The organism is Mycolicibacterium setense, from assembly GCF_000805385.1.
Lineage (GTDB): Bacteria > Actinomycetota > Actinomycetes > Mycobacteriales > Mycobacteriaceae > Mycobacterium > Mycobacterium setense.
In genome coordinates this window covers 174547-190200 of the sequence record NZ_JTJW01000005.1, presented here as the reverse complement: position 1 = coordinate 190200, position 15654 = coordinate 174547, and the positions used below count along the sequence as shown (strand labels likewise).

At 62.9% G+C, this 15654-nt stretch carries 18 protein-coding genes; 7 read left to right on the top strand and 11 right to left on the bottom strand.

Going from position 1 to position 15654, the window contains the following annotated elements:
* Window positions 1-2: 2 nt before the first annotated feature.
* Complete coding sequence (locus QQ25_RS31305) at window positions 3-857, bottom strand: hypothetical protein (protein WP_039378068.1); 855 nt, start codon at window positions 855-857, stop codon at window positions 3-5.
* Between the two features lie 169 nt (window positions 858-1026).
* Between QQ25_RS31305 and QQ25_RS07125 the strand changes: the two genes are divergently transcribed.
* The 4 genes from QQ25_RS07125 (at window position 1027) to QQ25_RS07110 (ending at window position 5624) form a co-directional block, all read left to right on the top strand.
* Window positions 1027-3021 (top strand): OPT family oligopeptide transporter, encoded by a 1995-nt coding sequence (locus tag QQ25_RS07125; RefSeq protein ID WP_039378066.1) that lies wholly within the window; start codon window positions 1027-1029, stop codon window positions 3019-3021.
* Window positions 3022-3434: 413 nt separating this feature from the next.
* On the top strand, window positions 3435-4133 hold the full coding sequence (locus tag QQ25_RS07120) for an endonuclease/exonuclease/phosphatase family protein (protein WP_039378065.1): 699 nt from the start codon (window positions 3435-3437) through the stop codon (window positions 4131-4133).
* A 105-nt stretch (window positions 4134-4238) separates the two neighbouring features.
* On the top strand, window positions 4239-4487 hold the full coding sequence (locus tag QQ25_RS07115) for a hypothetical protein (RefSeq protein ID WP_039378063.1): 249 nt from the start codon (window positions 4239-4241) through the stop codon (window positions 4485-4487).
* Between the two features lie 57 nt (window positions 4488-4544).
* Entirely contained in the window at window positions 4545-5624 is a 1080-nt protein-coding gene (locus tag QQ25_RS07110; protein ID WP_039378062.1) for an HNH endonuclease, read from the top strand.
* Window positions 5625-5651: 27 nt separating this feature from the next.
* Here the strand turns inward: QQ25_RS07110 and QQ25_RS07105 are convergent, their stop codons facing one another.
* The 7 genes from QQ25_RS07105 to QQ25_RS29705 all read right to left on the bottom strand — a co-directional run bounded on the left by QQ25_RS07105 (window position 5652) and on the right by QQ25_RS29705 (window position 10755).
* Complete coding sequence (locus tag QQ25_RS07105) at window positions 5652-6449, bottom strand: hypothetical protein (RefSeq protein ID WP_039378060.1); 798 nt, start codon at window positions 6447-6449, stop codon at window positions 5652-5654.
* Window positions 6450-6635: 186 nt separating this feature from the next.
* Window positions 6636-7193 (bottom strand): Ltp family lipoprotein, encoded by a 558-nt coding sequence (locus tag QQ25_RS07100; protein WP_169748635.1) that lies wholly within the window; start codon window positions 7191-7193, stop codon window positions 6636-6638.
* Between the two features lie 243 nt (window positions 7194-7436).
* Entirely contained in the window at window positions 7437-7823 is a 387-nt protein-coding gene (locus tag QQ25_RS29710; protein ID WP_052235695.1) for a hypothetical protein, read from the bottom strand.
* Between the two features lie 101 nt (window positions 7824-7924).
* Window positions 7925-9277 carry a hypothetical protein gene (locus QQ25_RS07090; RefSeq protein ID WP_039378059.1) on the bottom strand — a complete coding sequence of 451 codons (1353 nt, stop codon included), beginning with the start codon at window positions 9275-9277 and terminating at the stop codon, window positions 7925-7927.
* Window positions 9278-9334: 57 nt separating this feature from the next.
* The gene (locus tag QQ25_RS07085) at window positions 9335-9736 is read right to left on the bottom strand and encodes a hypothetical protein (RefSeq protein WP_234711865.1); all 402 of its coding nucleotides are present in this window, start codon (window positions 9734-9736) and stop codon (window positions 9335-9337) included.
* Window positions 9733-10125 carry a hypothetical protein gene (locus QQ25_RS07080; protein ID WP_039378057.1) on the bottom strand — a complete coding sequence of 131 codons (393 nt, stop codon included), beginning with the start codon at window positions 10123-10125 and terminating at the stop codon, window positions 9733-9735. The genes QQ25_RS07085 and QQ25_RS07080 overlap by 4 nt, the downstream gene beginning before the upstream one ends.
* A gap of 285 nt (window positions 10126-10410) precedes the next feature.
* Complete coding sequence (locus QQ25_RS29705; RefSeq protein WP_052235694.1) at window positions 10411-10755, bottom strand: hypothetical protein; 345 nt, start codon at window positions 10753-10755, stop codon at window positions 10411-10413.
* Between the two features lie 37 nt (window positions 10756-10792).
* Here QQ25_RS29705 and QQ25_RS07070 point away from each other — a divergent pair, with 37 nt between their 5' ends.
* The gene (locus QQ25_RS07070; RefSeq protein WP_131546120.1) at window positions 10793-11110 is read left to right on the top strand and encodes a hypothetical protein; all 318 of its coding nucleotides are present in this window, start codon (window positions 10793-10795) and stop codon (window positions 11108-11110) included.
* 59 nt (window positions 11111-11169) lie between these two features.
* Here QQ25_RS07070 and QQ25_RS07065 read toward each other — a convergent pair whose 3' ends face one another.
* Window positions 11170-11772 carry an HD domain-containing protein gene (locus QQ25_RS07065; protein WP_039378055.1) on the bottom strand — a complete coding sequence of 201 codons (603 nt, stop codon included), beginning with the start codon at window positions 11770-11772 and terminating at the stop codon, window positions 11170-11172.
* A 101-nt stretch (window positions 11773-11873) separates the two neighbouring features.
* Complete coding sequence (locus QQ25_RS07060; RefSeq protein WP_039378052.1) at window positions 11874-12833, bottom strand: hypothetical protein; 960 nt, start codon at window positions 12831-12833, stop codon at window positions 11874-11876.
* Window positions 12834-13069: 236 nt separating this feature from the next.
* Here QQ25_RS07060 and QQ25_RS07055 point away from each other — a divergent pair, with 236 nt between their 5' ends.
* Window positions 13070-13258 carry a hypothetical protein gene (locus tag QQ25_RS07055; RefSeq protein WP_039378049.1) on the top strand — a complete coding sequence of 63 codons (189 nt, stop codon included), beginning with the start codon at window positions 13070-13072 and terminating at the stop codon, window positions 13256-13258.
* Window positions 13259-13273: 15 nt separating this feature from the next.
* Here the strand turns inward: QQ25_RS07055 and QQ25_RS07050 are convergent, their stop codons facing one another.
* Window positions 13274-13795: a hypothetical protein gene (locus tag QQ25_RS07050; protein ID WP_039378577.1), complete on the bottom strand. Its 522-nt coding sequence runs from the start codon at window positions 13793-13795 to the stop codon at window positions 13274-13276.
* Window positions 13796-14089: 294 nt separating this feature from the next.
* On the opposite strand from QQ25_RS07050, the gene QQ25_RS07045 reads away from it, so the two are divergent.
* Window positions 14090-15631, top strand: coding sequence for an SIR2 family NAD-dependent protein deacylase (locus QQ25_RS07045; protein ID WP_039378046.1), 1542 nt, complete (start codon window positions 14090-14092; stop codon window positions 15629-15631).
* Window positions 15632-15654: the final 23 nt, after the last annotated feature.

Genomic DNA, 15654 nt, shown 5'->3' with positions numbered 1-15654 from the left:
CGTCACGCCCATTCGTGATCACAGATCGTGCACCGCCACTTGTCGTCATCGGGGCAGCAACCGCCGATATGCAGCCACGGTCCCCACGACTCAGGAGCGGCCGGCATGCCGTACCGAATGGCCTGGGTACGCTGACCGCCGCAGTGCGGGCAGTCCGGGTTCTGGGCGAACTTGAAGTCGATGAAGGAGCGGAAGTTGTCGTCGCTCATCCGGTCTCGGCAGCGTCGGCAGATGACGGCCGGCCAGTCCTTGGCGGCGCTCCGCACCGCCGCGCCGAGGGGGCCGCGCACGCGTGGGCTGTCCGGAGTTCGGATCGGTGAGTGCGGGTGCCAGCGCGGCAGCTGGTCGACGGTATAGATGTGCACCAGGTCGCGGGCGTCGGCTTCCCTCAGGTCGATCGGCGCACCACACCCCTGACAGTCCCCGTCGAAGTTCAGGAGGTTGCGTGCCGCGGCAACTGAGGAATGCCCCCAGCGGTTCTCCGGTCCCCCGTACACCGGGCTCGCATGGATCGCCAGAATCACCCGCTCGGCGTCGTCATCATCGAGGCGCCAACTGACGAACGCATCACTGAGGTTGAGCACCATCGCCAGCGTGGCCAGGTCCACCAGATCAACGCCCCGCGGATCCAGCATCGCACCGCCGAGGCCGCCCTCGTGGTCGATGCGCGCCAACTGCGTCACCACCGAGACCGGATCGGTGCCCAACACGACGATCGCATAGTCGCCCGGTCGGGTCTCGCCGAACGCATAACGCCACGGCCGATACGACGAGCGCGGCTCCAACAGGGTGATGATGCCGTCCTTCCAATCTGCGGCTTCGACGATGTGGAGACGGTGGTGGATCGTTTGCGACATGTGTCAATTATCCCAGTTGGGTCTGACAATTCGCCCGTCACATAGTTAGCTGACATGTGCCGGTCAGACATGGTCTCGTCGTCAGGTCGCGCCGCTGTATCGATCGCCCCGCGCCACCACGACCCAGCGCCTACCGTTAGTCAGCAACTGCAAGCGAGAGGAAGCCCAGTTGGCCAGCGACACCGCAGAAACACCCACCAGACCGACGCTGCGCGAACTGACCATCCGCGGGATCCTGCTCGGCGGGGCAATCACGCTGGTGTTCACCGCCGCCAACGTCTACCTCGGCCTCAAGGTCGGCCTGACCTTCGCCACGGCGATCCCGGCCGCGGTGATCTCGATGGCGCTGCTGCGCAACTTCGCCAATCACTCCATCGTGGAGAACAACATCGTGCAGACCATCGCCTCGGCGGCGGGCACGCTCTCGGCGATCATCTTCGTGCTGCCCGGTCTGATCATGATCGGCTGGTGGACCGGGTTCCCGTACTGGATCACGGTGGCGGTGTGCGCCGTCGGCGGCATCCTCGGCGTGATGTACTCCATCCCGCTGCGCCGGGCCCTGGTGACCGGTTCGGATCTCCCCTACCCCGAAGGCGTGGCTGCCGCCGAGGTGCTCAAGGTCGGCGACAGCAGCGGCGGTGCCGCCGAGAACCGTGTCGGTATCCGGGTCATCGCGTTCGGCTCGCTGGTGTCGGCCGGGTTCGCGCTGCTGGCCAACCTCAAGGTGCTCGCCAATTACGTGGCGGCGTACTTCAAGGTCGGTGCCGGCGGCTCGATGTTCGGTGCCAGTCTGTCGTTGGCGTTGGTCGGCGTGGGGCATCTGATCGGGATGACGGTCGGGATCGCGATGCTCGTCGGACTCATCATCTCGTTCGGGGTGCTGCTGCCGATCCGCACCATCGGCGCGTTCGGGACAGACGAGTCGGTGGCCGACGTCATCGACGGGGTATTCGTGCATGAGGTGCGGTTCATCGGAGCCGGGGCAATCGCGGTGGCCGCGATCTGGACGCTGCTGAAGATCCTGCGCCCAATCGTCAAGGGCATCACCGAAGCGCTGGCCTCGGCCCGTGACCGCCGGCAGGGCCAGCTGGTCGACATCACCCAGCGCGACATCCCGTTCCCGATCGTGGTGGGCATCGTGGTGGCGATGCTGGTCCCAATTGCTGTGCTGCTGTGGGATTTCAGTCACGGCACGGTGCTGCACGGCAGCTCGAACGGGATCATCGTGGCGAGCGTGGTGTTCATCTTCGTCATCGGCCTGGTGATCGCCGCGGTGTGCGGCTACATGGCCGGGCTGATCGGCTCGTCGAACAGCCCCATCTCCGGCGTTGGCATCCTGACAGTGATCATCGCCGCGCTGCTGATCAAGCTGGTGTACGGCCCCACCTCCGACGACGGATCTCTCGCGCTGGTGGCTTTCACACTGTTCGTCGCGGCCATCACCTTCGGGGTGGCCACCATCTCCAACGACAACCTGCAGGACCTCAAGACGGGCCAGCTGGTCGGCGCGACGCCGTGGAAACAGCAGGTGGCGTTGGTGATTGGCGTGTTGTTCGGCTCCGCGATCATCCCGCCGGTGCTCGACCTGATGCAACGCGCGTTCGGGTTCCTTGGCGCACCAGGCGCCACCGACCACGCGCTCGCTGCCCCGCAGGCCGCGCTGATCTCTTCCCTGGCCAAGGGCGTGTTCGGCGGGTCATTGGACTGGTCACTGATCGGGCTGGGCGCGGCGATCGGCGTGGTGATCGTCATCATCGACGAGATCCTGTGTCGCACTTCCCGGTTCAGCCTGCCCCCGCTGGCCGTCGGGATGGGCATGTACCTGCCGATGAGCCTGACCTTGATCATCCCGCTCGGCTCACTGCTGGGCTGGTTCTACAACAAGTGGGCCGACCGCACCGGTGACAACGTCGAGCGCAAGAAGCGCCTCGGCGTCCTGCTGGCCACCGGCTTGATCGTCGGCGAAAGCCTTTACGGCGTGGTGTTCGCCGGGTTCGTTGCCGGCACGGGCAGTGACGAGCCGTTGGCGATCTTCACCGGCAATGACGGGACATTGGCTGAAGTTCTCGGGGTCATCGGGTTCGCGGCGGTGCTCACGTGGTTGTACAAGCGGACGCAGAAGATTTCTGGGCGTGAGCTGCCCACTGCGGATCTGAAAACCTGATACCGCCGGCGATACTGCTTTTCGCGCCTGAGCCAACGCCCGCGGCTTCCATGCCGGCGGCTTCTACGTCTCGGATTTCAGTCACTATCAAGCAGTAATCCGAGATTTAGTGCACTCCAGCGCTCATCGGGTACGACGGTGATGGTGCATCGAGGTCCGTTGGCGCCTGACCATCATTCAGCAGTGCCGATACCGCCGCCGACGCGTCGAGGACGATCACCAGCGTTCGGATTGCACCTGCTCGACGATCGCTTCTGTTGGAATGTCGACGTCGCGGAGGCTAATCAGAAGCTCCCACATGTCGGCCGGTCGTTCGGAGTCCCTTCGCGTCCAAGTCTGACGAGGTTTGTCGGTGCTCGTCTGCATACTGTCCGGCTCGCTGGAGATTCCACGCCGAGCGAGAGGACACTCCGATGACGCTGCGAATCGCCACGCTGAACATCCGCCACGGCGGCAACAAGTCTGCTGATGCCCTTGCCGCACGACTGTTGGGTTACGACGCCGACCTCCTGGTGGTGACCGAGTTCCGGGCCAACGACACCGGCGCTCGCCTGATCACCCAACTCGAACGCGCCGGGTATGAGACGACGCACCCTGGGGCCGATCCGAAGCAGAACACCGTGCTCATCGCGTCGCGCACCCCGATCGACCGCGCATCGCGCTTCACCAGGGATCTGCCCGCCCATAACCTGTGGTGCGCCGAGTTCGACGGGACCATCGTCTGCGGCGTGTACCTGCCACAAGCCCACGCAAAACTTCCGTACTGGGAGGCCTTGATCGACCGGGCCCGACGCAGCGAAGTCGACCTGCTCATCGGCGACTTCAACACGGGCAACAACAATCTCGACAAAGATCCCAAGGGCACCAAGTTCATCGGACCTGAGATGCCTGGTCGCCTGATCGCATCCGGATACGTCGACGTGTGGCGGTCTTTGCACCCGATGGGCCGCGAGTATTCGTGGTTCAGCCGCCCCGGCGACAACGGCTTCCGCCTCGACTACATCTTCGCCACACCTGAGTTCGCGCAACGCGTCCGCATCTGCGAGTTCGACCACGCACCGCGCCTTGCCGGCGAGACGGACCACTCGGCGCTTCTCGCGGCGTTTGACTGAAGCTCAGGAAGGAGACCATGAACAACCAGAGGTTTGGCACCGTGTACCCGGTGGCCGACGAGCATCCTCCGCAGATCGAAAATGCTTGAACCGCATCGAGTTCGCGTGACGGTGACGTTCTACATGCGCTCCGACATGGGGACGGTTGACCTCGCCGTGCACGGGTGCGAGCTCGGTGCGACAGCGCACGAAGCGGTCGACCGCACCAAGGAGTACGTCCTTGTGCAGCTGGATCGGGTGATTAGGCAGCGGGGTGGAACGTTTGAGCGGTGGTGGGCCGAAGACGAGTACGGCAATGTCCTCGCATCACACGACGACTACCAACGGCCGCGTCGGCCGGAGATGTGGCGTTAGGGTCAATCTCGAACCGACCACACCCCGAATGCCCGCTCGCCGTGGTAACAAGGGCGTGTGCCCGACGCCACCGATCCCCTGCTGCTCGGTCAGCGCGTGGTGGCGATCCTAGAGACGGGCGCCCGGGTGGCGACGTACAAACTGGCCACCCTGATGGCGCTCATTGATTGCTGCATCGAGAACCTGCCGCAGCATCCGTCGGATCCGTTGACGGTGCCCATCCCCGATCTCGCACACCGGGTGCTGGAGCTGTACTGGCGCCAGGTGCGCCCGTTCGAGGGCCACGACCTTCGGCAGTCCACCGGCGAACGCGAACGAATTCCTCGCGCCGTCAGGGAGTTACGTTCCGCTGCGGCCGGCTCGTCGCTGAGTGTCGCGATGATGACGGCACCGGAGGTCTATCAAGCGTCCATCGACGACATCGGCCTCTGCCTGGCGCAACAGCCGTTGTACCGGCTGCAGCGCCTGCCGGGCGCCGACACCAATGACCCGTTTCTCTATGACGACAGCTTTCTGCATCCCAACGTCTCCCGCCGGACGCTGCGCGCCCACGGTGACGCGATCGAGCTGATGCCCGGGGTGGCGACCGGCCTGGCCCGGCTCGCCGGACTGCTCAAACCCGCGCTGGAGATCATGTGGGTCGACGATGTGCGACGAATGAACAAGTTCCTCACCGCCGAGGTGCCGGATATCGCCGGCCATTTGTTCGGCCGGGACCGCACCGCGCTGGCTGCCGTGCGGGAGCCGTTCAAGGATGCGTTCACCCCGCACTGCTTCTACTGCAAGGCGCACCTGCCGGCTGACAACCCGATCGATCATGTGCTGCCGTGGTCGCTCGTCGGCATCGACGGCCTGGCCAACCTGGTGCTGGCCTGCGCGCGGTGCAACACAGACAAGCGGCACGCGCTGCCGGCGGTCGGGATCATCACCGAAGTGCTGGAGCGTGATCAGGCCATGTTGGAGCAGATCGCCAACGAAATCCGTTGGCCCACTGAATACAACCGGGTAGTGGCTGCGGCTCGCGGGGTCTATGCCAGCCAGCCGCCGGGGATTGCGACGTGGTCGGGGTACAAGTCGATTGCGCGGCTCGATATCGCGTTCGTACCGGAGTGGATCCGGGGAACGACGGCCCTGTGACTGTTACGTGTCCTCGACGTGCCGCAGCTACGCGGCGCCGCCGTCACGGGCTTGTTGAATCTGACTCTTGATCTCCCGGTAGGCCTGCACGCGTGCCATAACCGCATCCACCGCCGAATCCTGCTGCGTGGCTTCTGGGGTGGCCTCGATGCCGTAGAGCATGGCGCTCAGCTTCGCGTGCAGCTCGGCGCGCTGCTCGGCAACCCGCGCGTCCTCACGTTCGGTGCGTAGTGACTTGTCGATGAGCTGCGCCTCCTTGGCGCATTTGCCGATCAGCTCCACCCGTTCGATCGCAACGACTTCCAGCTTGGCAGCAGTGGTCTTGGCTTCCGCGAGAATTTTGCGATCGTCCGCGGTGGGCCTGTCCAGCGCCGACAACTTACCGATCACGCCACGCAGCGCGTGCGCCTTCTCGAAGTTGTCGGTGATCGCCTTGATGTCGGCGCTGAAGTCGACGTTGCCCAACCATCCGGCGCGAGCGGCTTCGGACGCAGCCACCTGCTTCACCGCCGTCAGCGCGGACTCGACCAGCGCGGCATTCTGCTTGCCGAGCGTGTCGATGCGCCGTTGCTTTTCCTTACGGATCTGTTCTTCGCGTTGGCGTTTGGCGTCCGCCGCTTGCTTCGCCTTCTCGATACGTGCCCGTTCCTGAGCCTCATAGCTGCGTTGTTCCAGAGCGACGACGACCTTGTAGCCGGCCCAACCCACAACGACTAGCGCGGTAATGACACCGACGGCGATCCAGACCGGCTTCGGAACAAGCGCGATGAGCACGAAGACGAAGAAGATCACGCCGCCCGAGCCGGATGAGCTCTTATTGCTCATGAAACACCTCCTGGGATGGGTCCATGGATGCCAATACGTCGTTGATTCCGTTGGGCCAGAACGACCCCCGCGGACGGCCAGCCAGTGCTCGCGGGAGCCGCTCAGTATCACCCTGGCCACCGACAAGTGTTGGGATCGTCGGCAGCCGGTATCGCGTGATGGTCGGTGAGGCTGCAGCCATCGCGACTACAGCCCTGCGGCCGTGGCCCCGTAGACCGCCTGCGCCGGGGTGAATCCCTCGTACTCGAGCTGCTCGATGAGTCCGCCACGGGAGAACGCTGAATAGTCCAGGTAGGCCTTCGCAGCTTTCGCGGCTTGCTCATTCCAGTCAACGGTGATGCTGTCGACGGCGAAAGTCGCGTCTGTGGTTGAGAAGTCCTCGTATTCCAATTGCTCGATGAGGCCCTGTCGGGAGAAGGCGCTGTAATCGAGGTAATCCTTGGCGGCCCGCACCGCGTTGCGCTGACTTACTGTCGGGGCGGGTTCCAACGGGACCATAGGCCCCGAGAGAGCTCGCACGTGCGGTTCACGGTGCTCCTCGATGCTGGTGACGGCGCCGGCCAACTGCACTGCCGGCGCGGCCACGTCGAGTCCCCCACTGGTGGCCTGGGCTGACCACAAGGTGGTGCCACCGAATGGCAACAGCGTGCCCACGGCGAGGGCGCCGAGAAGGCTCTTTCTCGTCATCGTGCGACTCGTCATGTGATGCAGGGTCGCGGCCGTCTTGACCTGGTAGGTAGTCATCGTATGTGCTCCATCCGTTGTTCATGGTTGCTCGCACATGCGAGCCGAACAGAATGGCAGAGCCCACCGACAAACTTGCGAATCCGCAGCGCAGGAGGGAAGTTGGCGGAGCCAGCCCGCTGCCGGACCGCGAGTCACTTCTGCCGCATCCGCACCAGATCCGAAGTGCCGCAAGAGTTCGACGATACCTAGCGAGGCCCGCGCACAGGGTGCTGAGCGGGTGTGCGCGCGGCCGCGCAGACGCTATCCGTCAGGGTTCGAGCGAAAACCGTCCAGACCACACCAGTCCGCACGATTGAAATCAGACGGACGCTCAGCGACGTGACAAGCGCGCCGACCCCACGTTGCGATCCACCCATCCGGTGCTACCCGAGCAGTCTCGGCGGCTCGCAAGAGGCGTGGGTCGGTGCGATCCGAATGGCCGAACATGCAATACAAACTGTCAAGAAGGTACTTCCGGGCCGGGCACGATTGATCGCCGATCAGCTCCAGGAGCAGTTCCACAGTGTCGACGTCGGCGATGATGAGGTCCCAGTCCTGCATCGGCTCGAAAGCTCCGCTGTATGCCCAGGCGCGGATCTCCTCCGGCGTCGGGTTGACCACATCGACGAAGCTCGGCTCGTCCGACATCGCACTATCGTCGCAAGTGAACTGGACTGGTGGAGAACGTATTTGGCCCAGAAGGATGTGGTTGTAGCCGCAAGTCCCGGATCTTCATGAGCTGCTTGGCATCACGGCGTCGATTCGACAGCATCGATCTCGCCGGACAACGACCATTTGGTATCGGGCACTGGGCGACATTCAACCTGCGCGGCCGCCACCAAGTGGTCCGCCGGATTCCATTGCACCCCTGCTCCCCTCAGATAAACGAGCCGATCGGCGGCGCCCAGGACGGCATGCCTGCCGTCGAGCAGCAGTTGCTTGATCAGATCTGCCGGCCTGCCCGTGGTGCGGGCCAGTCGCGCGCCGATCTCGTCGACCGATGTCCTGTCAAGGTGGCACTGGAACGCGGCGACGGTGCCGTCGATGAGCGCTTTGACAAGTTCGGGGCTGGCCCCTGTTGTTCGCGAGCACGGGTAACTGACGGTAAGGCGGATCGCGATCCGGTCCGACGCGGCGATGGGCGTCTCGGCGACATCCAGGTCGTTGGTGTGGTGAATGGCGAGCCAGACCTGTTCCAATCGCTTGGCGGAGGGGAACTCTCCAAGATCGGCTTCAGTGAAGCGAGCCAGTGGCCGTATGGGCCCCCAATGGGTGAATCGGCTGTCCGGGCTCGTCAGTCCATATTCGTATGAGCACGCATGTGATAGGCCAGACGGCGCATTGCCATGCAGAGCATGCGCCGTTTCGATGCGGACTCCGTGCCGGGTGCCTGGCTGGAAGCACCCTCCCGCGGTGCCGTCGATGTTGTAGAGCACCACGTTCTCGACGTCCATCCCATCGGGTGTCACGCCGGCAAAACTTGCGTGCAGGATTTCGCCGGGCTCCGCTGTTAGGGATCGCACCCTTGCCCGGAGCGCCGCGCGAGCGGCCCGCTGATCATCGGTGAGCCGTTCATACGGAATGTAGCGGTCGATCCACAACCGGACCCACGGCTTACCGGGCCCGGGTCCGTCGATTTCCCATTCATCCGCTGCCGTCGCGTTCGGCTCATCCTCTGTGGCCTTCGGTGCTGACGAAACCTGTTGGGATGACACCGAATCCGGGCTTGAAGCGATGTACGCGGGTGGCTGGCACGTCCCGCACGGCGACAGGTCGATGCTTGGGTAGCCCACAACCCATTCGTCGAAGTCACGGAGCGTAGTCGAGCAGATCTTGATGTAAGACTCAGTAAATGGTGGCCTGTCGATGATCGTGCGGCATGCGGAGTGGTGCAGCTTGGCGACACCACGCAGACTTCGTTCGACGTTGATCACGTAACCGGCGCTGTGCCCGTGCACCCACCTCAGGTAGTCATCGTCGCGATCCTGAAACACCTCGACGCTCACGATGCCGTTCACCGACGCCTTGTCTGGAACGACATCGCGGACCGACTGCTCGGATTGGTCGCCGACAACTTCTCCGGAATTCCCGGTTTCCGCCATACCCAGATCTAACTATGTGGGTGTGACATGACAAACCGCATTCGCAATAGCTGCGGGTCAGTCCCGACGCAAGAGCCGAGCAATCCGAGTGCCGAGGATCTTGTCGGCCGGATACCGGTCAAGTTGATCGAGAGTGAGGCAGCGCTCCGGACGCAGAATCCGGGCCAACTCCTCTGGAGGCACCCGCGGTACCTCCAGAGCGATCGCCCGGGCCTCATCGATGTCGATGTTCTCGTGGATCCAGGTGCCCGGTTCATGCTGCCGGTGATGATCCTCAGTAACAACCCAATTCGCGAGAAATATCTGCCGGTCCGGGATCAACGTCCACACCTTGGATCGGTCGATGACCGCCCGCGCCTCCGGTCGGCTGATCGCCAGCCACTGGAGACTGTCATCGTCGACGCTGTTGAGCCGCCAATGCTCCCAGCCGTAGTTCACTGCCCGACTCGTGTACTTCACGGGTTAGCGATCCTTTCCAGGACAGCCGGGCGATCTTGCACCACCACGACATCAGGGAACTGTGCGAGTAATGCGCAGACGAACGCCGACCGCATGACCTTGAGGTCGTTGAGAAGCTCGATGTGGCTGAGAGTTCCGTTCTTACGCAACTGTTCCCAGGCCACGACGATCATCCACGCCGGCACCCGCTGAGGTCCGGATGCACGTGCCCTGGACCGCTCCGTTTCCACCCACACGCCTGTGCGGTCGAACGACGTTATCCAGTTGGTGCGCTTGTTACTCAGCGTCTCGACGACATCGCTGCCGGCGATCACCTCCGTGATGCGCTCCAACAGGTCGTCGTCGAATTCGACCGCCTTGGTGCGGCGGCCTCCGGTATCACGAGTCATGTCTCCTGCCTCCCATCGTTCAATCCGCCCACCGTGACGGAGCAGGCGCGTGCTCAGGCGAGCCGGACAGAATGACAGAGGCCACCGACAACCTTGCGAAACCGCCCGCAGGGCGGTGATTTGATGTGCGCGTGGAGCGCTATTCGCCCGAGTTCGCGCCAAAACCGTGCCGGCCACACCAGTCCGCCCGATTGAAATCGGACGGATGCTCAGGGACCAGACAAACGTGCCGACCCCACGTCGCGATCCACGCATCCGTGGCTTTCCGCGCCGTCTCGGCGGCTCTCAACAGCCGCGGGTCGGTGTGGTCCGAATGGCGACCAGGCAATACAAACTGTCAAGAAGGTATTTGCGAGCATGGCACGCTTGATCGCCGACGAGCTCCAGGAGCAATTCCAAGTTGTCCACGTCAGCGACGATGAGGTCCCAGTCCTGCATCTGCTCGCACGCTCCGCTGTATGCCCAGGCGCGGATCTCCCCTGGCTTCGGGTTGACCACATCGACAAAGCTCGGCTCGCCGGACACCGCCCTGTCTTTGCAGGAGTGCTCCGGCGTCTGCCCGATCGCGCTGGCCAGATCGGCTATTGTGACATCCGTCGATGCAGCAAACCAGTAGGAGCTCAACGACATGGATCAAACCGGGCCCGAGCGTGCAGAATCCCGCCACGTGAGCCTGCTGAATGAACACCGCGAGGACGGCAGCTGGCTCAATCTTGATGCCTATCTCGACTCCAACGGAACGCTTCGGATCGTCGGGCAAGATCTTGGCGCGGTCACCGAATTCATCAGCCCGGACGGTGAATACGAGTGCTACTACACGATCGCCGCCGAGGATGTGCCCGCCCTGACGAACGCGCTTGGTGGGCAACCCGAAGCTGACATCCTCGATGTGCTCGCCCGCAACTCGTCGGGCGACGCGTCGTACGGACTCGATCGGACAATCGAGTCCAGCGGCGTCAAGTACCAGTTCGCAAACTACTTCTGACTACTCCACTCGCGCCATTGTCCGGTCCGCTGCGCCTGCAGCTCAGGCCGCAGCCGCACCTACGTGTGCACAGTAGGACCGGCTAGCCCCGCAATCTGCTCGACGGTGTACCTGAGCTCATCCACCAGCCAACTGTCAGTCCGCTCCTCGAACACCTCCAGCAGGCTGCGGTAGTACCACAGATGCTGTTGCGGATCCTTGACGTTGAAGCGCTGCCAGAGGTGGTCACCGTGCAACCGCAGGTCGCGCAGAATCGCCCGGGCGTTGTCAACCTTGTCGGCCAACGAGACCAGGACAGCATCATCGGAGGCTCCCCGCAAATGCGCGATATAGCGTTCCTTGCGATCACGCCACGGCGGTTTGGGTACCTCGTCCGTATCGCTGCACTCGGACACGATCTTGGCGACGGCCGAACCGAACCGGGATTCGATCTCGTCCAAAGTCGGCTTTCCGCCCTGGTCTTCGACGGCGTCGTGGAGAAGGCCCGCGATCGCCTGCGTCTGGCTGCCACCGGCTTCGATCACCAGTGCCGACACCGACATCAGATGTCCGAAGTACGGGATGTCCCCGCCCTTCCGGGTCTGTGTCGCATGTAGTTTTGCCGCGTAACACATAGCCTCTGCGAACTCGTCGCCAAGCTTCGGTGTGGTTGTCGACTCCATCTGTGCTCTTTCCCGATCGTCGACTTCAGTGTCCCAGACGGGTATGACATGCGATGACGAACTGGAACCGTCCCTGATTGGTCCGGTCCAACCAGAGCGGTCTACTCAACCTTCAGGCCGGGTCCTCGAATCAAGTCCTTTTCGGCTCGTGCCCGCGCGCTCTTCCACGTGTCTCGCTCGAGCCTCACTTTGGTCCGCGCGAGCCAATTTCCGGATTGGGCGCTGCCGTTGAACGGTTCCATAGTTCGCAGCACTTCTGCTCGAGGTTGCTCGACCCCGCTGTGCATCTCCAAGGCGAGGGCGATGATGCGACAGTCCCGCCGCAGGCGAGCCATGATTCGGCATGCCTCGGATATGCGCCCCGCGACGAGTGCGGCCTGAACTTTCAGCAACTCGTTGCGCAATTTTCCCAAATCGACAAGCACCGCCTGCCCATTGCGGGATCTGCCCAGGACAGGCGCCCAGTCTCGCAAAGCAGCGATCACACGCCGAACGCATTGGTCGAGTAGGTCCGTGCGCCACGACTCCGCTCCATCGGCAATTTGGCTGGGAGGCTCGTGGCGACGCGGATCGGTTGGCGAGGGACCACCTGCCTCGGCGCGATTGAGCAATTCGCGCCGTTTTCGTAGCCACCTCAAGGGGCGGCGGTTGGCCGACCAGTCGCCCCACCGCACGTGATCTGGCGGTTTCGGCGCTGACGCCAAAGCAAGTGTGACCTCGATGTCAACGACGTGATCGACGATGCCACCCATCCCGGCGGCGGTGACATTGTCGTCGAGCTCGGACTGCACACGAGTGTCATGCACCTCGAACGCGAGAAACCCGACGCCTACAAGAAGCAACGAGCTCAACACTGCGCTCAAGACCGAGTGATCTGCCCAAAACTTGGACAGCACGTCCAAGGGCCAATCGGTAAGCAACATGGCCAACAGCCCGCACCCACAAGCAAACGCGAGGATGACGAGCCAGCGCCTGTTCACCCGACCGAAACGGATAGCCGCTACCAGCAAGAAGACAGCACACGCAGCGGTGAGCACGGCGACCAACGCGATCATGTTCACGGCCGAGCATCCAACCGCACATCAGCAACACACATCAGTTACCCCTTGCCCGATAGTTTGGACGGTAACAGGGGTCTGCCCCGGAAGCATTGCCCCTTGTGGCAGCAGACCAGACGACTGAAGGGAACGCTATGGGTCTGCGGGTAAGGGCTATCGGGCGGTGTGGGGTCGAAAGTGACCGAGCCGCGACGGATAAGAGTGTCCACGGGATTACCGCTCCGGGATTGTGCTGGGCCGTGGACGCCAAGGTCGAGATGAGCCACAGTCATCACCTGCGTGAGGGCTCCATAGTCAGATACTGGCGGTCAGCATCCGAGGCCGAGGCAGATGCCGCACTGATCGACCAGGGCAGCCAGTTCTACAAAGGCACCAACCGACGCTACTTCGATCCCGTTGTTACGCAGGCGGAAGCCTACTGGCGATGACTCCCACAGAACGATTCAGTCGCACTCATCGCACACACCCGTCACAGGTAGCGCGATTGAGTGCACAGGGCAGAGTTTCGGAGGCTCTGCCAACTTGGTCTGCGTGCGTCTCCATTCTCGCGCCGCCTTCGCTTTCGGCGTGAGGACCGGCTCGCCCCCTCCCGGTGGCACCTCTGCCCCGAAGTATCGGTAGCACTCAAGTCGCGTCCTGGCCGCGTGGTCATCGAGTTGCTCAAGGCTCATCGACTCGACGTCTCCGAGAAGGAGCGGAACGTTACTGTATCCACTTCCGACTGTGCCGTCCGCCGTGACGCACAGCGCGCTGAGATGCGGGATCTCGTTGTCGCGACAGTGGTAGATGACGCGTTGCAGCAGTCCGCCAATCCAGTTCGTCAACAACCCCTTATGTCCGATCCCCGAACGGGTTTGGACTGCATTGGACAGCTCGGTGTACGTGACGAAGCCGTTGTACTTCTTCGCCGTTTCCACCAGGACTGCAATTGCGATCGGCTCCCACGCGTCGAGCGCGTTCTGCATGGACACAAATCCGCCGGCTCTGTCGTAGGGCATATTTCCTCCTCGGTGACACTCACTGTCCCACATCTGGATTAGGTGTCGAGCCGGACGGCACTGCAGCGCCCGGCCGCGGTGGGCCCGGTTAGTCGTCGGACAACTCGGAGCGTTGAACCTGAGTGAACTCGGGCATTGCGGCGTCCGCGTCCAGGAGCTTCGCGCCACGGTACCGGCGGACGTTGCCGGATGCCGCAGGTAGACCCCGAACGAAAAGGAATCCACGTACGCATCGCGCCGCGATTGTCTAGCCTGCTGCGAATGAGCGGACACCTCTTCATCATCAACGGCGACCTCACCAAGGTTGCGTGCGATGCAGTCCTCTTGCCAACGGACGGTGGATCCAAAATCGAGCCCGCATGGCAGTCCCTCGTCAAAGACCGGCAAAACGAAATCCCGAAGTCATGGGGTGATGAGCGCGTTCGTCAGTTGACCGCGCGGGACGGCGAGCCGCAGGTTTGGCTGGGGAACGTTGGCCACGCCGGCGACACATCAGACTTCTCGACATTTGAACCGACGGTGCGGGAGTTCGTGCTACGCGCATCCGAGGCACTCCAATCTGACAACAAGACCAAACGCATATACGAGTGGCCCAAGAAGCGACTGGCCGTCAATGTGGTGGGATCGGGTCGCGGCGGTGGGTCGCGAAAGAAGGGCCACCTCATCGTCGGTCTTGTCGGGACATTGTCAACGCTCGCAAAGCAACAGAATGTCGACATCATCCTGGTCACCTTCGGCACGCGGCCATACGCGGCCGCGCAACGGGCCCGGCGCGAGCTGATAGGCGGAAAGGACCTCGCCAAGACATGGCGATTCGCCAAGAAGGCAAACCCCGATCTCATTCAGAAGGCGCGTGACCTCGCAAATGAAGCCATCGAACACCAGCTCGTGCTGTTCATCGGCGCAGGAGTCAGCGCCGGCGCGGGTCTGCCTGACTGGAAAGGGCTCCTTGCCGTGATCGCAAAGGAGGCCGGTATCGATCACGATGTTCGAGAGCGGTTGACTGCCAGGGATCTACGCGATCAGGCGACGCTGCTCGATCGTGCACTGGAGAGGACGGACGCTCGCCTCAAAGACCGAGTCGCAAGGAATCTGAAAGAGTTCGAACGCTATTCACTCGCACATGGGCTGCTGGCGTCGCTGCCCAGCAAGGAGGCCGTGACCACCAACTTTGACAACCTCTTCGAACTTGCATCCAGATTGAGGGATCGGGACATCGCAGTCCTGCCGGACAATCCCCGCAGCACCGGCGGCCGTTGGCTGTTGAAGCTCCACGGCGGCGTCGACGCTCCTGCGAAGATGATCCTTACGCGGGCCGACTACTTGAGCATGCCCCGCCAGTACGGCGCACTCATGGGACTCGTTCAGGGGCTGTTATTGATGCGTCGGATGGTCTTCATTGGATATTCCCTGGGGGACGAAGACTTTCACGAACTTATTGATGAGGTACGGGCGGCACGTGGCGACAGTGCTGGAATCGGTAAAGGGATTGCACTGACACTCCGGGACGACAAGCTGGACCGACAACTTTGGGAGAACGATCTCGACATCGTACCGATGACGACGGATTCGAGCATCGCCATCCCGAAGGCGGCTCGACAGCTCGAGTTGTTCCTCGACCTTGTCGGCTATCTTTCCACCACATCAGCGGCGTTCTTTCTCGACGAGGACTACAGCGATCTTTCTGTCACCGAAGTGGCGTTGCGAGACACGTTGAGAGAACTGGCGACTCTCACCGCCGGCAGCGGTCTCGACAGCGTGGGCCACCTCGTCGAGGAGTTCCTCGACGGTCTCGGCGCGTAGAAGCAACTTGCCTCGGCATCGAG